The sequence below is a fragment of the Arthrobacter alpinus genome (assembly GCF_001445575.1).
GTDB classification, from domain to species: Bacteria; Actinomycetota; Actinomycetes; order Actinomycetales; family Micrococcaceae; genus Specibacter; species Specibacter alpinus_C.
This window is the reverse complement of the sequence record NZ_CP013200.1, coordinates 529,899-546,194: the sequence shown is the minus strand read 5'-3', so window position 1 is coordinate 546,194 and position 16,296 is coordinate 529,899. Positions and strand designations below refer to the sequence as shown.

Genomic DNA, 16,296 nt, shown 5'->3' with positions numbered 1-16,296 from the left:
GCAAAACCCCTACGCACCCCCAACACCACTATTCAAGGCCACCCCCACCCCGGGTGGCCACCACTGTTTAAAGCCGCTCTGCTCACCCCACAGCAGCTACCCCACCACCGGCACCGCACCAGAAGGGCGGCACCGGCTTCGCCGGCACCACCCAGGTGCGCCTTAGCGGAGGATGATGTCGGTGGCGGTTGCCGGGGACTGACCCGTGGAGACAAAGCCCGAGACGTTGGCCTGTGGGTGCTTGATGATGTCCGTGACTGATCCTAGGTGCCTGGACAGGTCCACCTTGTCCTCAGGGGCAGCCAGTAGGAGCTGGAAGCCGAACTCTTGCAGCGCATTGATGCCGGCTCCGGCGTACTCGGAGTTGGCCTGTATGAAAGCCTCATCGATCATGACGGTCCCATAGGTGCTGTATCCCTGAACATCGATCCCCAGCTGGTAGGCCAAAGCTGCACCCATAATGAAGGAGGTGAAGCGCTGACCCTCACCGCCGGAGAGTGTGCCGGGCTCGAGTCCCGTCTCAACCTCCCCGTTGGGCCGGTGTTCGTTGCAGCTGATGGTGACATGCTGACGCACGTCCAGCACGGTGTCTGCCCAATGGGCCAACGCAGGGTCTGCCAAGGCATTGACCAGGCGCTCAAGTTGCTGATAACTGGAAGCCATCGTTTCCTCGGTGGCCTGCGTGTAAGCGTTGCCCAGTGCCTCCTTGAGTTCTTGGCGGAATACCCGGGCCTCGTCAGGAATGCTGGTCTTGACCTCCAATCGCAGTCTGCTTCCCTTTTCGAAGGGAACATCCTCCAGGATTTGGTTTAGTGGCAGGATGCGCTCCTCAATGGACCTGCGTTCTTCCTCGAGTAGTTGCAAGAGGTCAGAAAAGCGTTCGTAGGAGCGGTTGTTGAAGTATTCCTTGAACTCGTCTTGGCGCTGCGGCAGTCCGTCGGAAACGATTCGCGCATACAACTCTTCGTAATGAGGTGCAGCCTCGGCGCCTGTGCCATGGCTTGCGCTCATGGACGGGCCAAACTGGCGGGCAAAGGCCTTGAAGATTTCGGTCAGTGCGCCTTCCGCGCGGAACTGGCGCTCCTTGATGGTGGCGATGCGCTCACCCAGGTCCACAGCGACATGGCTCAGCAGCACCTCCAGCTCGTCCAAGGTGGCAGGGTCGCCGTCGCTCAGATAGGGGGCAAAGGCCTCCTGAGCCCATTCCTCGGCAGCGCTTCCAGGAACGCCCCCAGCCAGTACGTCTTGGGCGGAAGTCAGATCCTTCTCGATACTGGAGAGGTCATGGTGCAGCACCGCTACCCGGCCCACGGCAGCCTCGAGTTCAGTTTGGGCGGTGGTGAGGGAATCCCTCAGCTGCGCCAGGGTGGTGCTGCCTGCAATGGTCTGCTCTAATGTTGCCGTCAACCCCGCCAAAGACACAGCAAGCCCGGCCGAATCCAGCTGCTCGAAGCTCCTGTCGTCTTCGGCAATTCGCTTCAGGGTGGCCAACCTGCGTGCTGAGGAGTCCTTGGCCAAGCTGCTCTGCGTGGCCGATGCTTCCGCGGCTGCCTGCTCGGCAGCGAGGAGCCGTGCTTGCTCTTCCAGTTCAGCAATCTTGGCCACATTGTTGAAGCCGAGCAAGTAATCGGAGGGATTGATGGTGCGGGTGTCCCGCTCAAACAGAGAAGAGCTGAGCTTCAGGGTCCCGGTCCGAGAAACCGCCTTCACATGATCATGCAGTGCTGCATCGTCGTCCACACAGGTGAAGGCAAAGTCGCTGGCGATCTTCTCGCGAAGCCATGATCCGGCGTCGGAGGCGTGAAAATCAAGTTTCGTGACAAGATGCGCACGTCCTGCCTTGGCCGGCTTCGCGGGAATACCCAGGTTGATCCAGCGCAACTTGCCGTGTCCGTCAAGAGAGTTGATGGCAGTTGTCACTGCGCCAATATCGGCGCCGCGGACCAACAACGTGGTAGCCAGCGATCGGAGCACCTTCTCCGCTGCCGGCCGCCAAGCGCTGTGCTCGCTGCCAATATCCACCAGTTCACCAGCAAACGGCATGTCTTCAATGTCCAAACCGGTTGCGGCGCAAATGGCGCGGCGGGCGGCAGCACTGCGCGAGTCAATGTTGGAGCCGCGGCGTTGGTAGGAAGCAATTTCAGCCCGTAGTGCAGCCTCTTGCGCCTTGACGTTTACACTGGTCGCCACAGCCTGGTACTCGAGGGCACGCGCTGAAGCGGTCTCCTGCTGTTGATGGTCGACGCCGGCTGCCGCACCCGCGCGGGCGCCGGCAAGGCCCTGCGCACTCCAGTCATAGACGAGTCCGGCGCCGTCGAGATCATCCCGCACGGCAGCTTCAATGCGCGTCCGCTCTGCTAGCTCGCGCTTGCCAGCCCGAATGTCCTTTTCCAAGCCGTCAATAGCCTGCCCACCGTGGCTGGCATGCTGGCTGGCCAGCGCCGCCACGGTTTCACTCAGGGCGTCCTTGGCGTGTGTGGCGGAGACGATCTCTACCTGCTTCAGCGTCTTCGCTTCCGTCAGCGCAACCGCCCGAGCAGCCAACAACTCGCTTTGGAACTGCTGGCGCAGCAAGGGTAACTGAATGTTTTTTAGCTCAACTGTGCGGTTATGCTGTTGGCCTAGCTCACGTAGTTTTTGGTGCAGTTCCGGCACGGGAGCCAGCGCATCGCGCTGGCCGCGGGCGTCCTCGAGCTGGCGGTAGATTCCGCTCAGGTGGCTGAAGTCCTCCACGGCAGCAGCAGCTGCGCTCAGGGTGGCCGGCTTGTCCAGCACCTCGTAGCGGAAGAATCGATTCACACCCTTGTCCAAGCCCTTGCCGTTTTGCAGGGTACGTAGCAAGCTGAAAGCTTTGTCATTGTGGATGCCCAGCTTGCGCCGGAAGCGCTCGGCAAAGGTCTTGTGGACATCGAAGGCCTCGGCTCCGGGCAGCGCGGCGTGCAGGGACGACGGCGAAAAGCGGCGGCTGCCGTGCTTCTCCAACGCCTCGGTGTCCAAGGGCTTGTTGTGAATCAGATAGTGCTTACCTACCTGACCCTCAAGTCCGTTCGCAGGCAGATCAAAGAGCGCCGCAATGGTGACGTGACGGCCCAAACCGTCTTCGAAGACCAAGGCCGTGGCGCTCCAGGTGGCGCTGGGACGTTGGTACTCAACGCCGTCGGCCGTCTTGATCTTGCGCCCGCGCATATAGCTAAACGTGGTGCGGCGGTCCTTACGGTTGGAGGCGTCGTGCGCAGACTCATTCAGGCGCGGAGCAGCGTAGAAGATGTGCTGGATGCCATCAAAGAGGGTGGACTTTCCCACGCCCGGATGGCCCGTGAGCAAGGTGCCGGCGCGGTCCACATACATGCTGTGGCGTCCATGGAAGGTTCCCCAGTTGATAATTTGGATCTGGCTCAGCCGGAACTGTCCGGGGTTGAGTTCTTCGCCGATGGGCAGGGTGGTTGCAATGCTCACTTAGAAGATCTCCTGCAGAGGTTGGTTCGTATCATCGGGGTGGTCAGGGTCCAGATCAAAGGGTTCGTTCTGGGTGCCCGCATCCAGGGCGGCCAGATAGGCCGGAATCTGTTCAATGGAATCGAACGGCAGCGCCAGTGCCAGGGCGTTGCTGACCCGGTATTCGTGGGGGAGCTCGGTAGGCAGGATCAGCTTGAGATTCAGTAGCCTGGCCAGCGCAGCGTCGGTCTGCTCATCCATGCGCTTGTCATCAACGGCGCCGGGCTGGCGATGCTCGGCCAGAATCTCACGCGCACCATCGCGGGAAATGCTCACATCTGTTCCCGAACCTGCATGCCTGTCCAGCAATACCCGCAGGCGCAGCGCCAGCAGCGTCTCCTCACGGCGCAGCGGCTTCCTGGCGACGATCGGCTGCGTGTGAACGGCGTCCATCTCGGCGGGAGCGAGCAGTGCGATCTTGCGCTCAGTATCAACGCTCAACAGCAAGAAGATCTCGCTCAGGTACTGCTGCAGCGAGACCGCATGCGTGAGGATGGTTGTCCACAGCGCCGGATCGGCCGTCCCGTCAATGTAAGGTCCGCGCAGCAGCCGCACCAGCGCCTGACGCATGTCCAGCGGGAAAGAGCCGGTATCGCCGGGAAAGAGTGTGCGCTCGGTGCTCATGGTGCTTTAGTCCTTCGTGAAGGTGAACAGGGGGACAGTTGCGGTGCGCGTGGTCCCGTCGATCTGTGTGAATGTCAGTGTTTCGGTGCGGTCCGGGTCGATGCTGTTGCTGGAACCGCGCGCCGCCAGGATTAGCCCGCGAATTGTGTTGATGTGCTGGAGCTCCGCCGGCAGGGATGTGTAGACGTCGGCCAAGGTGGCAGTACCGTTTCGTGTTTCCCTGGCATGTTCGACGGCGGCCAGCAGCTTGGGCATATCCGGCGCCGGTGTGGAGGGAGTGCGGTGGATATCGGCATCACTTAATGCAGGCGGGGCGGCCAGCTTGGGTGGCGGCACATGGTCCTCTGGGTTGAAGATTCCCAGCCCGGCCAAGGTTTCAAAGTTGGGGGAGTACAGCAGCGGCGCCACCACGGGCGTCCGAGATACCAGCGGCGCCGTGGCCACCGCCAGTTCTGCGGCATGGATGGCTTTACGCAGCAGCACTGATTCTTGGAACTCGGCGGACTGGACATAGGCGTGCAGGCTCTCGGACAGGCGTCCGTAGATGGCGTGGACTTCGCCAGCCTGCCGACGCATCTCCCGAACCAGTGAGGCCAGGTTGTTGCGCTCCTCGGCAGTAAGCGCATCCGTGAAGTCCCGTTCCAGCACCTCATTGACGGATTGCCGGAACCGGGCCTGTTGCACCGGGTCATTGAGGAATTCGGTGAAGCCGCGGAACGTTTCACCTTCGGCGGTCCCGCGAAGGGCCTTATCACCGGCCAGCACCTGACCCACGGCAACACCCTTGGATAGGGAGGATTCCATGATTTCGGTGCGGATCGAGTGCAACATGACCTCGACGCCGTCGCGCATTCGCTTGAAATCCGCAGGCAGACTGGCAGCCAGATCAAGCACGCTGCGAGTGGCAGCAACGGCCGAATCGTTGGAAAGCACTGCCGGGTTGGCGCCGTTCTTCAGTGCTGTGATCTCCCGTTGCCGGTCCAGGATTTCCGCTTCGAGGGCGGCAATGCGGGACTCCGGGTTGGGATCGCTTTGCAACGACAGCGTCTCAATGCTGTTCAGCAAGGTGCTCAGACGCGAGCTGTTCAAGTTGGTGTGACGCCCGCCCAAGGTGTCAATGAAGGCCAGCACGCGTGCCGTGGCCGCCGTGGGTTCGTAGTGGAACTTGCCGTCCACCATGGGCCGTGCCAAGAATTGGCTGCGGACCCAGGAGTCTGCGTAGTGGGAGGCCTGCCACGCCTCATTGAGGCTGAGGTTTTCCTCCCGCAGTTCCTTCATGAAGTCCGCCAGATCGGCGTGGAACTCCTCAAGGGGCACGCGTTGCGTGGTGGCGGTGAACTCCGCGCGCAGGAATGCCAGAGTCCAGGGGGCGCCCTGAAGTAACTTCCAGGCCGGGCTCAACCGCAGCTGTTTTTGCGCATGCCACTGTGCAACGGCGTTGTCAGTGGAGCGCATAGCGGGGCCTTTCGGCAAACTTCTTAAAAGGGAGACTGGATTACTTCCATTTTAAGGCATAGCGGGGCTATTTCTGCCGGTTCCCCGTCCAGTCCGAGCGTGACGTTCGCTGTTCGTTGCATTCATCCGTGACAAAAGGTCGCTATGAGCTGCGAAAGCGACCTTTTGTCACGGATCGGTGGTGGAGTGACCGGATCGGTGCGCGGAAACGGCCGGGGTGGCGGGATCGATGCCGTGGAGCAGCCGCGGAGGCTGAGTCCGGCGTGTGGTGAGAGTTACGCGCAGGGGTGAGCGCCCGGCGTCGTACTTACGGTAAGATGGACAAGTCTGTGCTGGCAACGGGACCACTCGCTGAGTGACCGCGCCGCACAGGTAATGCAAATGAACCTCCTGTTACGGAAATGCCGTAACCGCCTAGACCAAAGGAGGTGGGTTCACATATGCGTCCTTACGAACTGATGGTAATCATCGACCCCGATGTTGATGAGCGTACCGTTGAGCCGTCGCTTCAGAAGTTCCTGAATGTCATCACCAACGATGGTGGAACCATCGAAAAGGTTGACATCTGGGGCCGTCGTCGCCTGGCTTATGACATCCAGAAGAAGTCTGAAGGTATCTACGCAGTGGTGAACTTCACCGCTGAGCCTGCTACCGCTCAGGAACTTGATCGCTTGCTTGGTATCAATGAGACCATCCTGCGCACCAAGATCACCCGTCCGGAAGAGCAGAAGGTTGTTGCCGAGTAATTTCGGTAATTTCTTTATAGCTTTTTCTTTGTAGGAAAACACCAAGCAGGAAGCAGGAGCAGATGGCAGGCGAAACCACTATCACGGTCATTGGTAATCTCACCAGTGATCCAGAACTTCGGTTTACCCCGAGCGGTTCAGCAGTAGCGAACTTCACCATTGCGTCGACTCCGCGGACCTTTGACCGCCAGTCAAACGAGTGGAAGGACGGCGAAACGCTGTTCCTCCGCGCGTCGATCTGGCGTGAAGCGGCCGAAAACGTTGCCGAATCCCTCACAAAGGGCATGCGTGTACTCGTTCAAGGCCGGCTGAAGTCGCGGACCTACGACACCAAAGAAGGCGAAAAGCGCACCGTCATGGAGCTTGAGGTCGACGAGATCGGCCCCTCGCTGCGTTACGCCAATGCCAAAGTCAACCGCACCCAGCGCTCCGGCACTCAGGGTGGGGGCAACTTCGGTGGCGGCCAGGGCAACCAAGGCGGCCAGGGCGGAAACTTCGGCGGCGGCAACGCTGGCGGAGGGCAAGGCGGCTTCGGCGGCGGCACTCAGGGTGGCGGAAACGCTCCTTGGGGCGGCGGTCAACAGCAGCAGCCACAATCCGCACCGGCGGCTGATCCCTGGGCCACGCCCGGTGGAACAACCGGCGGCTGGGGCGCGGGGCCGGATAGCTCCGAGCCTCCCTTCTAGACACAAAATTTTTACAAATGTGCGGCAACCGCCGTACGCACTCCATCCCGCGGATTAATATCCACGGGCTCCACGAATACTAAGGAGCTCCACGATGGCTAAGGCTGAACTCCGTAAGCCCAAACCAAAGTCCAATCCCTTGAAGGCCGCTGACGTTACAGTCATCGACTACAAGGACGTAGCATTGCTGCGCAAGTTCATCTCTGATCGCGGAAAGATCCGTGCGCGCCGCGTCACGGGCGTCACCGTTCAGGAGCAGCGCAAGATCGCACAGGCAATCAAGAACGCCCGCGAAGTTGCACTGCTGCCCTACTCCGGCGCTGGCCGCGGTTAAGGGAGATAACTAAACATGTCAAAGCTCATTCTGACCCACGAAGTAAGCGGCCTCGGTGCCGCTGGCGACATCGTTGAGGTGAAGAACGGTTACGCACGTAACTTCCTTCTGCCCCGCGGCTTCGCACTGACCTGGTCCAAGGGTGGTGAGAAGCAGGTTGAAGCCATCAAGGCTGCACGTGCTGCTCACGCACACGCAAACGTTGAAGCTGCACAGGCGCAGGCAACTGCCCTCCAGTCCAACGCTGTTGTACTCAAGGTTAAGGCAGGCGCCTCAGGCCGCCTGTTCGGCACCGTCAAGGCTGCCGACGTTGCAAAGGCTGTTGCCGATGCAGGTCTCGGAACCATTGACAAGCGCAAGGTTGAACTGCCCGCCCACATCAAGTTGGTTGGCAAGCACACTGCGACTCTTCGTTTGCACGAAGATGTTTCAGCGACGATCACCCTGAACGTTGTAGCGAACTAGTCTCGCTGCACTGCTTTCAAAAAGCCCGGTCCCCTTTGTGGGGCCGGGCTTTTTGGTGCTACGCCCTGTTGCAGTGGGATCACAGGGCTAATGGCGGCTACTTGCGGCTACTTGCGTTGCGACTGCAAGGATTGAATAGCTGTGGTGGTGGAGTGGTCATACGTCAGAGCAATGAGCTCCCGCAGCACCGCCATATCTACGTCCGCCAACTTGGTGATGTACACGCAGGCCACGCTCGCTTTGAACTTCCCCAGCTTTGCCAGTAGTGGTTGGGCCGCTGTTGGATAGCTGAGCCCATAGACCACCAGGTTGGCCTTCCTGGGTGAAAATGCGACGGCGGGCGCGTCGCCTTCCCTGCCCGAAGCGTACGTGTAGTGATACTCGCCGAAGCCAATGATGCTGGGCCCCCACATATACGGTGATTGACCCGTGACCTCGTGCATGAGTGTCATAAGCGTGAATGCATCCTCGCGGCGCACGGCGGTGGTGTCGACCGTCTGGATGAACTTCACGGGGTCCGCTCCGGTGCGGCTTGTCTTATTGTTGGACGTTGCTGAGGCGGGGTTTGATTCCATGGGAGCCTTCTCCTGTCATTGCTCTCAGCATAGTGCTGACGGATTTTCCGGTCCTGAATTTCGCTGGGCACCGTTGGGTCTTTCTGCGTATGCGTCGCGAGCAGCTTCAGCCATGGATGTAGAGAGATCAGATGTATTAGTGTGTGGGTCACATCAGAAAGGCTTGCGTGACAACTGGCTTTATCGGTGTCAGCGTGACAACTGGCTTTATCGGTGTCAGCTGGAATGAATCTAATGGGGCTGCCACCATTGCCGCACCAATTGCAACGGAGACGTCTCATGCGCCTGTAGTGGTCCCTAGTGACGGCAATACCGCGACTTCTCCGAGCCCGGGCGAGCTGGCTGATACCGGTGCTACTGGCGCGGGCATGACGATGTTGCTGGGTCTCTTGATCGTGGCATCCGGTGGTTTTCTGGTGGTCAGGGCCAAGAGAAGGCACATACCCAGGCGGGCATAAACCGCCCTGAACAGCTTGCGCTCTAAAGCACCGCAGGGATATCCACAGTGCGACATGTATCTGTGGATATCCCCGCGGCATATGTTCATTTACCATATGGCTCACAGTGTGATGTGAGAAGAAGCATCTTTGAAAAAATGTCGTAATCCACAGGCAGTGGATAGTGTTTGCGCAGGTCAGAGGCAGGTTAAATGCTTGTCCGCATAGTTGTCCACATGCTTGTCCCCATCCTGTGCACAAGCAGGGGCAGTTAATGCACCGGTTATCCACAGGCAGGGTGGACAATGGGGTTGGTAGATGGCATTTGTGCGTCTAACGTTGCAAAGAACGCCTCCGCTTTTGACAACTTTGTCGGTATCAGCTGGTAAGTAGGAGCAGCAACATAAGAATGTGTCATCGCGAGATGATGAAAGGCCCGGCCAGCAGGGCAGAAAGTGGGCACCAACATGTCAGCTCCAGCCATGGACAAAAGGGATACTTCCCGCGAGCCGGACTTTGCCAGGACACCTCCTCAGGATTTGGTGGCCGAACAGAGCGTCTTGGGTGGCATGATGCTCTCCAAGGACGCCATTGCAGACGTTGTTGAAGTGCTGCGCGGCAACGACTTCTACCGGCCCGCGCACGAGAGCATTTACGAGGCCATTCTGGACCTCTACGGCCGCGGTGAACCTGCCGATGCTGTCACCATTGCCGATGAGCTGACCAAACGCGGCGAGATTACCAAAATTGGCGGTGCCGCCTATTTGCACCAGCTGATCCAGTCCGTACCCACCGCAGCCAATGCCGGCTTCTACGCTGAGATCGTGGCCGAGCGTGCGGTTCTGAGGCGTCTGGTCACCGCTGGCACCAAGATTGTCCAGATGGGCTATGCGCAAGACGGCGAAGTTGAAGATACTGTCAATGCCGCCCAGGCCGAGATTTTCGCTGTGGCGGAACGCCGCACCACCGAGGACTACGTGCTGCTCAAGGACGTCATGGAATCCACCGTGGATGAAATTGAGGCGTCCGGCCACAAAGGTCAAGGCATGACAGGTGTGCCCACGGGATTCTACGAGTTCGACGAGTTGACCAATGGTCTTCATCCAGGCCAGATGATTGTTATTGCCGCCCGTCCCGCCGTCGGTAAGAGCACCTTCGCCCTTGACTGGGCGCGCTCGGCAGCCATTGATCACAACATGGCTACCGTGGTGTTCTCCCTGGAAATGGGCCGGAACGAGATTGCCATGCGCCTGCTGTCGGCCGAGGCCACCATCAGCTTGCAGGACCTGCGCAAGGGAACTGTCAAGGACGATCAGTGGTCCAAGATTGCCACCACCATGGGCCGGATGAACGATGCGCCCTTGTTCATTGACGATTCTCCGAACATGTCACTGATGGAAATTCGGGCAAAGTGCCGGCGCTTGAAGCAGCAGCACGATTTGAAGCTGGTGGTTCTTGACTACCTGCAGCTGATGTCCTCGGGCAAGCGCGTGGAATCGCGTCAGCAGGAAGTTTCCGAGTTCTCCCGTGCCTTGAAGTTGCTGGCCAAGGAACTGCAGGTTCCGGTGGTGGCACTGTCGCAGCTAAACCGTGGTTCTGAGCAGCGAACCGATAAGAAGCCCATGGTTTCTGACCTTCGTGAATCTGGTTCCATTGAGCAGGATGCCGACATGGTGATCCTGCTGCATCGCGAGGATATTTACGACAAGGAATCGGCCCGTGCCGGTGAAGCTGACGTGATCGTCGCCAAACACCGTAATGGTCCCACCAAGACGATCGTGCTGGGCTTCCAGGGTCACTACTCGCGCTTTGCCAACATGGCCAGCGAAAACGGTGGTGGCTTCTAGCTATTGCTCACTTGAGCCGATCGAGCGGGGGTTGGCGCCCCCGCTCTGGCGCCATTGCTGTCACGGGTAACCCTGAAGCGCGACTCGATTTTTTGCCCTGAATAACAGCCGGCAACGATCAGGATTGCGCCCAGGGCGCCCAGCCAGCCCAGGGTTTCGCCAGCCAGGCCGACGCCCACCAACACGGCCCACACGGGTTCGGTGCCCATGAGCAAACTGGCTCGGGAGGCCGAGGTGCGCCGGACAGCCCAGAGCTGGACCAAGAACGCGAAGACGCTGCAGGCCAGACCCAGATACGCCAGGTTAAGCCACGTGGCGATTGAAAAGTGTGCGGCCGAGCCGAGAATCTCCGCCGGATTGACCATAATGGCCGCCAGTGCACAGACGGTGGATTGAATGAAGGTCACTGTGATGGAGCTATAGGGCTTGTTAGCCGTCAAGGATCCCAGCAATGTCACGTGAGCCGCGCGCACAGCTGCGGCTCCGAGCATGAGTGCATCGCCCACAGTAGGCGTGCGAAAACCGCCACCGGTGACCAAGAGCGCAACTCCCACTATGGAGACGGTTGCCGCAATGAAGAACGACGGCGGCAGCCACTTTCGTGACGCAGCTGAGTCGAGCAGGGGTGTGAAGATGATGGTTAGGCTGATGACGAGTCCGGCGTTGCTGGCTTGCGTATGTGCCACCCCAAAGGTTTCCAGAAACAGGACGGCAGCTTGAGTCATTCCCAGAATGACTCCTGTGCACAGTTCGGCACGGCCGGGCAATTTGCGCACCCGCAGCAGCCACAGCACCCCGAGCGCCGCTGAAGCCACGAGGAAACGCCAGCCAAGAACGGCCGGGACACTCATCACGGCCGTCAGATCCTTCGCCACAAGGTAGCTGCTGCCCCAGACAAAGGCCACGGCCAGTAGTGCAATATCGACGTTCAGGCGATCCCACGTTCTTTTCACCTTTCAATACTCTACGCAAAAATACCAGCAAACCAGAGTCCAATCGACACCCAATGCATTAGTTTGAACTTATGGAAATTTCGCAATTACGTGCACTCAGAGAGGTTCATGACAGGGGAAGTATCGCCGCCGCGGCACAAGCGTTGGAGGTAACGGCGTCGAGCGTTTCTCAACAGCTCACGGCCCTTCAACGCAAAGCAGGGACGGCGTTGACCTACAAGGTTGGCCGGCGAACGGCACTCACCCCTGCCGGCCTAGCCTTGTGTTCGGCCACCGTGGACGTGGAAATCGCCTTGGCGAAGGCCGATGCGGCCGTCAGTTCTTTCCGGGACAGCGCCCTGGAACCAGTCAGTGTTGCGGCCTTCCACAGCGCCGGACTTGCCTTCTTCGGCCCGCTAGAGCGCGCGCTTGCCGACGATGGCGGACCATCGATACAGCTCTTCGACCATGACGTAGCCCAAAAGGATTTTGCGACTCTGGCAGCTGACTACGATCTGGTAATCGCTCACCGGCTGCCCAACAGCGCCCCCTGGCCCGCCACCGTCAAGGCCACCGAACTGGCCTATGAACCGTTGGATGTTGCCGTCAGTTCTCGGCACCGGTTAGCGCAGCAAAAGAGTGTGAAGCCCGCAGATCTTCGGGGTGAACGCTGGATTTCGGTGCACCGCGGGTTCCCCTTGGAAGGGGCCATTGAAATGATCGGGACCATCGCCGGGGAGGAGGTAGAGGTGGTCCATCGCGTCAATGAATTCTTTGTGGCGGCCTCACTTGTGGAACAAAGCGACTGTGTCTCCTTGATGCCGCGCTATTTGCTCAACCGGCGCTACTTTGCAGATCTGGTCCGACTTCCGCTCCGGGAGCCCAGGCTAGGTAGGCGGATTGACATCCTGGCCCGCCCCGAAGCCATGGAACGTGCCGCGGTGGTCCACGTCATCAACGTTCTGCAGCGAGTTATGCGAGAACTGCTCGACTTAGGGGTGCCCGCAGGGCCGATACTGTTGAATCATGCCCAGAACTGAAACGACGCCGGACGGCACGCGGGCGGCCCGGCGTTCCACCGCGAAAGCGATCCGTGGCCTGGCCATTCCGGCCTTTGGTGCCCTCATAGCTGAGCCACTCTTTTTGTTGGCTGACTCGGCCATTGTTGGCCATCTGGGCGTTCCTCAGCTGGCCGGGGTGGGGCTAGCCGCCACAGTCTTGCAAACGGTCGTCGGACTCATGGTCTTCTTGGCATATTCCACAACGCCCGCTGTGGCGCGCCTTCTGGGTGCGGGCAGACGTGCCGAAGCGCTTGCCGTAGGTCGGGATGGACTATGGCTGGCGGCGTTCCTCGGAGTGCTAGTTTCCGTGGTGGGTATATTGGCTGGCGGCCACCTGCTCACGGCAATGGGAGCCCGAGGCGAGGTATTGAGGTATGCGCAGGAATACTTTCTGATCAGTTTGGCGGGGATTCCGGCCATGCTTCTGGTCATGGCGGCCATGGGTGTCCTGCGCGGGCTGCAGGACACCAAAACGCCGTTGATCGTTGCTACGGCCGGATTCGGGGTGAATATTGTGATGAACTTTGTGTTCGTCTACGGCTTTGACTTCTCGGTGGGAGGTGCCGCAGCTGGCACCGTCATTGCCCAGTGGGGAATGGCCGCGGTCTACCTGGTCATTGTGTCGCGCGCAGCCCGTCATTTTGAGGTGGGAATGCGCCCGAACTGGGCTGGCATCAAGGCGGTCTCAAAGGTGGGTAGTTGGCTCATGCTCCGCACACTTTCCTTGCGGGCCGCGATCCTGGTGACAGTTGTAGTGGTGACGACTCAGGGGCCCACCAACCTTGCCGCCCATCAGTTGGCCATGACGCTCTTTAGTTTTCTGGCATTCGCACTCGACGCGTTGGCTATTGCTGCACAGGCCCTGATTGGCAAGGAACTGGGCGCCGGAAATGTGCCCCAGGTGCGCCTGCTGACCAGAACCATGACGCGGTGGGGTCTGGGGTTTGGGGTGTTGACCGGGGCGGGGATCGCGGCCGTATCGGGGGTGGTTGGCTGGGTCTTCACCACCGATCCTGGTGTTCATGCGGCACTGATGGTGGCACTGCTTGTTATGGCGGTGGGGCAGCCGCTGGCAGGGTACGTCTTCGTTCTGGATGGGGTCCTTATTGGTGCCGGGGATGCCCGCTACCTGGCCCTGGCGGGGTTGGCGAACCTGGTGGTCTACTTGCCCTTGCTCTTCTGGGTCGCTCAGAGGTCCTTGGGGGACACCGTTCCGGGGTTGTTTTGGGTGTGGGCGGCTTTCAGCGTGGGCTACATGGGCGCTCGGGGGCTGACGTTGGGCTTGCGCGCACGAACGGGGCGTTGGATGCGGCTCGGGGTTACCGGTAGCCACGGCTAGACTTGCTGGGTGAGTGAAACTGCCCTTCCCCAGCCTGCCCAGCCCAGACTTTCAATTTCGGTACGCCACCTAGTGTGGCGGCCGGTGCTGTTGCGGGCGCTTGTCACGCTGGCTTTCGGCCTCACCACGGTCTTCTGGGCAGCGCCCGGACCCCTGGGTCTGAGCCTGACCCTTGGCGCCTATTTCCTTGCCTCAGCAGCGACGCAGTATGCGGTGGTGCGTACTTTGGCGTTACCAGCCGGCGATAACCGCAGATTTGTGCTTCAGGGGGCCGCCGGGATTCTGGCCGTAGGTGGCGTGGTCGTCGCGATTTCAGCCAACACCGCGATGGCCGCTTGGCTAGGTGGCGTGGCACTGGCCTTCCTTGGCGCGTCGGAGCTGATCGCAGGGCTGCGAAAGCCGGCGGCTGGCACCGAGAAGAAACTGGTTCTCACAAGCGACTGGCGGATATCCGGGGTAGTGGGACTGGGAACGGGTATTTTGCTGCCTTTCTACGCTACGGCTGGACCTCATGCCTTGATGGGTGTGGCTGGTGGCGGGGCCCTGATGACAGGTGCCCTCTGGATGTTGTCGGCCCTGACACTGCGCCATGATGGCAGCAATCCAAAAGCCCAGTAAACTAACAGTAAGATGTTCTACTTTGCGTAGAAACGCGTGGTGCGCGACACACCGACCAAAGCAAAGGACCAATCGTGGGCAGTGAAGAGCCGAAGAACCCCAAGTCAGCCAATTCCATCAAGCTTCCCCTCGGCTTTTCCGCTGCCCTGGCCCTCATTGCTGGCATTCTAACCTTGGTCTTTTCCTCTGGAGGAACGCAGTATGGCCTTCGCTGGGACCTTGCCGGCATTGCCGTTGGCATCGCCTTCGTTGCTGCGCTTCTGATTTCCTCACTGCTAGTCATGGGTCACAAGGAAAATGATGCCTCCCTTAGTGAGGGATCGGGCGTATACCGTAAGTCCTCCGATCGGCTGGCTCAGGCAGCCGAGGCGGCGCGCAAGTCTGCAGAAGCTAAGAATTCCTCTGAAGCCTCCGGCGAAGAATCTGCTCAGTAGCTCAGTAGCTCAGTAGCTCAGTAGCTCAGTAGCTCGACTAGAGCTGCAGCTCTCAGCTCTGCATTCCCGCGATCACTGGCGTAGAGCTGCCAGGCTGTCCTGAACGCGGGCAAAGATAGCCGCATCCACCGTGATGCCGTTGCGTTTGAGCGCCAGGACGGCGGCTCCCACTACACCGTCTTCGACGAGCACGGGGCTGGCCGCCAGTGTGGGTTCAGCGTTCATGCCGGGAATGGCCGCCGTGCCAGAGCTCGTGCTCCTACCGGACCTGTCCGAAGCCAGTTGCTCCATGACCGCGGCCGCCACCGTCCCGCCCTTCGTCAAGACGCTGCCGCCAAAGATGAGCGGTTGCTTGGCGAGCTCTGCTCTGCTCCGCGTCGTCCCACTTTCGCCGCCCACCGCTCCCGCAGCCGGGACATCAGCTCGGCCGTCCACAGTGTTGCCTGCGACGGCCAAAAGCGTCTGGGCCAAATACCGTGCGGCCTCATCCACAATCTCACCAGCCACAGCATCCTGAGTGGCTGCAAAGACCAGTGGGGCAAAACGCGAGAGCTCGACGGGACTCAGCTGGTACGTCTTGAGGATTAATTGCTGTTGGGCGCGCAAGCGGCCCTGGCTCCGTTGCGAAGAGTCCAGCGGTATGTCGAGTTCAGCCAGCAAGAGTTCTGTCAGCACGGTGGGCCGACCTCTGCCATCTAGCGCGGCAGCCACTGCCCGCGCCACCTGCTGACCCAGCCAGAATCCCGAACCGTTATCGCCCAACAGCCATCCCATGCCGTCGGTCACCGCCACTAGTTGCGCGTGAGCGATTCGGGCGCCCACGGCACCGGTTCCGGCTATCAACGCACACCCATCATCTTGATGGGTTCCAGAGTAAAACGCGGCCAATAAATCAGATTCAATCATGACATTTCCGGTCAGGCCCAGCGTCATGAAGCGCTCACGGAACAAATGTGTTGGCAATTCCATGGATGCGCCGGCCATGGCCAGCAGTGCCTGGGAGATAGTCCGAGGGGTACCCCCTAGGGCGTTGCTCGATGCTTGCCACAGTGACTCAACAGCGGCCGGAAATCCCCGGGAAACCGGGTTTCCAGCGCCCGCTGTGCCATAGCCAAAGCAGTGGCCTGAGGAGTCCAAAAGAACGGCCCTCGTGGAGGTGCCTCCGGCGTCAATTGCAAGGTAGTTGTGCATCGTTACCATTCTGTGTCTGGGTGTGACTTGACTTACATCCATGGTGATAATAGTTTT

General features: G+C 60.0%; 16 protein-coding genes. 10 read left to right on the top strand and 6 right to left on the bottom strand.

Going from position 1 to position 16,296, the window contains the following annotated elements; all coding sequences use genetic code 11:
• Positions 1-162: 162 nt before the first annotated feature.
• From AS189_RS02330 to AS189_RS02320, 3 genes are read right to left on the bottom strand one after another with little or no spacing between them, the layout of a single operon-like run.
• A complete protein-coding gene (locus tag AS189_RS02330; RefSeq protein ID WP_062286068.1) occupies positions 163-3,456 on the bottom strand; it encodes an ATP-binding protein in 3,294 nt (1,097 codons plus the stop codon).
• Positions 3,457-4,119 carry a DUF4194 domain-containing protein gene (locus tag AS189_RS02325; RefSeq protein ID WP_062286066.1) on the bottom strand — a complete coding sequence of 221 codons (663 nt, stop codon included), beginning with the start codon at positions 4,117-4,119 and terminating at the stop codon, positions 3,457-3,459.
• Between the two features lie 6 nt (positions 4,120-4,125).
• Entirely contained in the window at positions 4,126-5,574 is a 1,449-nt protein-coding gene (locus tag AS189_RS02320; protein ID WP_062286064.1) for a DUF3375 domain-containing protein, read from the bottom strand.
• Positions 5,575-6,014: 440 nt separating this feature from the next.
• Between AS189_RS02320 and rpsF the strand changes: the two genes are divergently transcribed.
• The 4 genes from rpsF to rplI all read left to right on the top strand — a co-directional run bounded on the left by rpsF (position 6,015) and on the right by rplI (position 7,805).
• The gene (gene rpsF / locus AS189_RS02315; protein ID WP_062286061.1) at positions 6,015-6,320 is read left to right on the top strand and encodes a 30S ribosomal protein S6; all 306 of its coding nucleotides are present in this window, start codon (positions 6,015-6,017) and stop codon (positions 6,318-6,320) included.
• A gap of 62 nt (positions 6,321-6,382) precedes the next feature.
• The gene (locus AS189_RS02310) at positions 6,383-7,006 is read left to right on the top strand and encodes a single-stranded DNA-binding protein (RefSeq protein WP_062286059.1); all 624 of its coding nucleotides are present in this window, start codon (positions 6,383-6,385) and stop codon (positions 7,004-7,006) included.
• A 94-nt stretch (positions 7,007-7,100) separates the two neighbouring features.
• Positions 7,101-7,340, top strand: a complete 240-nt coding sequence (gene rpsR, locus AS189_RS02305) for a 30S ribosomal protein S18 (protein WP_005273147.1) — start codon at positions 7,101-7,103, stop codon at positions 7,338-7,340.
• A gap of 15 nt (positions 7,341-7,355) precedes the next feature.
• Positions 7,356-7,805, top strand: coding sequence for a 50S ribosomal protein L9 (gene rplI / locus AS189_RS02300; RefSeq protein ID WP_062286057.1), 450 nt, complete (start codon positions 7,356-7,358; stop codon positions 7,803-7,805).
• 107 nt (positions 7,806-7,912) lie between these two features.
• Here rplI and AS189_RS02295 read toward each other — a convergent pair whose 3' ends face one another.
• The gene (locus AS189_RS02295) at positions 7,913-8,380 is read right to left on the bottom strand and encodes a DUF1801 domain-containing protein (RefSeq protein WP_062286055.1); all 468 of its coding nucleotides are present in this window, start codon (positions 8,378-8,380) and stop codon (positions 7,913-7,915) included.
• Positions 8,381-8,523: 143 nt separating this feature from the next.
• Here AS189_RS02295 and AS189_RS21195 point away from each other — a divergent pair, with 143 nt between their 5' ends.
• Entirely contained in the window at positions 8,524-8,838 is a 315-nt protein-coding gene (locus AS189_RS21195) for an LPXTG cell wall anchor domain-containing protein (protein ID WP_082633992.1), read from the top strand.
• Between the two features lie 446 nt (positions 8,839-9,284).
• A complete protein-coding gene (dnaB, locus tag AS189_RS02290; RefSeq protein WP_062292782.1) occupies positions 9,285-10,664 on the top strand; it encodes a replicative DNA helicase in 1,380 nt (459 codons plus the stop codon).
• Here dnaB and AS189_RS02285 read toward each other — a convergent pair.
• A complete protein-coding gene (locus tag AS189_RS02285) occupies positions 10,661-11,617 on the bottom strand; it encodes a DMT family transporter (protein ID WP_129587126.1) in 957 nt (318 codons plus the stop codon). The genes dnaB and AS189_RS02285 overlap by 4 nt on opposite strands.
• A 71-nt stretch (positions 11,618-11,688) precedes the next feature.
• On the opposite strand from AS189_RS02285, the gene AS189_RS02280 reads away from it, so the two are divergent.
• From AS189_RS02280 to AS189_RS02265, 4 genes are all read left to right on the top strand, one after another.
• Positions 11,689-12,636, top strand: a complete 948-nt coding sequence (locus AS189_RS02280; RefSeq protein WP_082633991.1) for a LysR family transcriptional regulator — start codon at positions 11,689-11,691, stop codon at positions 12,634-12,636.
• Positions 12,623-13,996, top strand: a complete 1,374-nt coding sequence (locus tag AS189_RS02275; RefSeq protein ID WP_062286053.1) for an MATE family efflux transporter — start codon at positions 12,623-12,625, stop codon at positions 13,994-13,996. The genes AS189_RS02280 and AS189_RS02275 overlap by 14 nt, the downstream gene beginning before the upstream one ends.
• Before the next feature lie 9 nt (positions 13,997-14,005).
• A complete protein-coding gene (locus AS189_RS02270) occupies positions 14,006-14,614 on the top strand; it encodes a hypothetical protein (protein WP_129587125.1) in 609 nt (202 codons plus the stop codon).
• Between the two features lie 74 nt (positions 14,615-14,688).
• Positions 14,689-15,048 carry a hypothetical protein gene (locus AS189_RS02265; protein WP_062286049.1) on the top strand — a complete coding sequence of 120 codons (360 nt, stop codon included), beginning with the start codon at positions 14,689-14,691 and terminating at the stop codon, positions 15,046-15,048.
• A gap of 72 nt (positions 15,049-15,120) precedes the next feature.
• Here AS189_RS02265 and AS189_RS02260 read toward each other — a convergent pair whose 3' ends face one another.
• Positions 15,121-16,239, bottom strand: coding sequence for an N-acetylglucosamine kinase (locus AS189_RS02260; protein WP_062286047.1), 1,119 nt, complete (start codon positions 16,237-16,239; stop codon positions 15,121-15,123).
• Between the last annotated feature and the right edge of the window lie 57 nt (positions 16,240-16,296).

Bases quoted from the DNA above. Each gene is read 5' to 3' on its own strand.
- AS189_RS02310 (WP_062286059.1), top strand. From the start codon at position 6,383: ATGGCAGGCGAAACCACTATCACGGTCATTGGTAATCTCACCAGTGAT.
- AS189_RS02275 (WP_062286053.1), top strand. From the start codon at position 12,623: ATGCCCAGAACTGAAACGACGCCGGACGGCACGCGGGCGGCCCGGCGT.
- rplI (WP_062286057.1), top strand. From the start codon at position 7,356: ATGTCAAAGCTCATTCTGACCCACGAAGTAAGCGGCCTCGGTGCCGCT.
- AS189_RS02260 (WP_062286047.1), bottom strand. From the start codon at position 16,239: ATGCACAACTACCTTGCAATTGACGCCGGAGGCACCTCCACGAGGGCC.
- AS189_RS02295 (WP_062286055.1), bottom strand. From the start codon at position 8,380: ATGGAATCAAACCCCGCCTCAGCAACGTCCAACAATAAGACAAGCCGC.
- AS189_RS02325 (WP_062286066.1), bottom strand. From the start codon at position 4,119: ATGAGCACCGAGCGCACACTCTTTCCCGGCGATACCGGCTCTTTCCCG.
- AS189_RS02320 (WP_062286064.1), bottom strand. From the start codon at position 5,574: ATGCGCTCCACTGACAACGCCGTTGCACAGTGGCATGCGCAAAAACAG.
- rpsF (WP_062286061.1), top strand. From the start codon at position 6,015: ATGCGTCCTTACGAACTGATGGTAATCATCGACCCCGATGTTGATGAG.
- rpsR (WP_005273147.1), top strand. From the start codon at position 7,101: ATGGCTAAGGCTGAACTCCGTAAGCCCAAACCAAAGTCCAATCCCTTG.
- AS189_RS02280 (WP_082633991.1), top strand. From the start codon at position 11,689: ATGGAAATTTCGCAATTACGTGCACTCAGAGAGGTTCATGACAGGGGA.
- dnaB (WP_062292782.1), top strand. From the start codon at position 9,285: ATGTCAGCTCCAGCCATGGACAAAAGGGATACTTCCCGCGAGCCGGAC.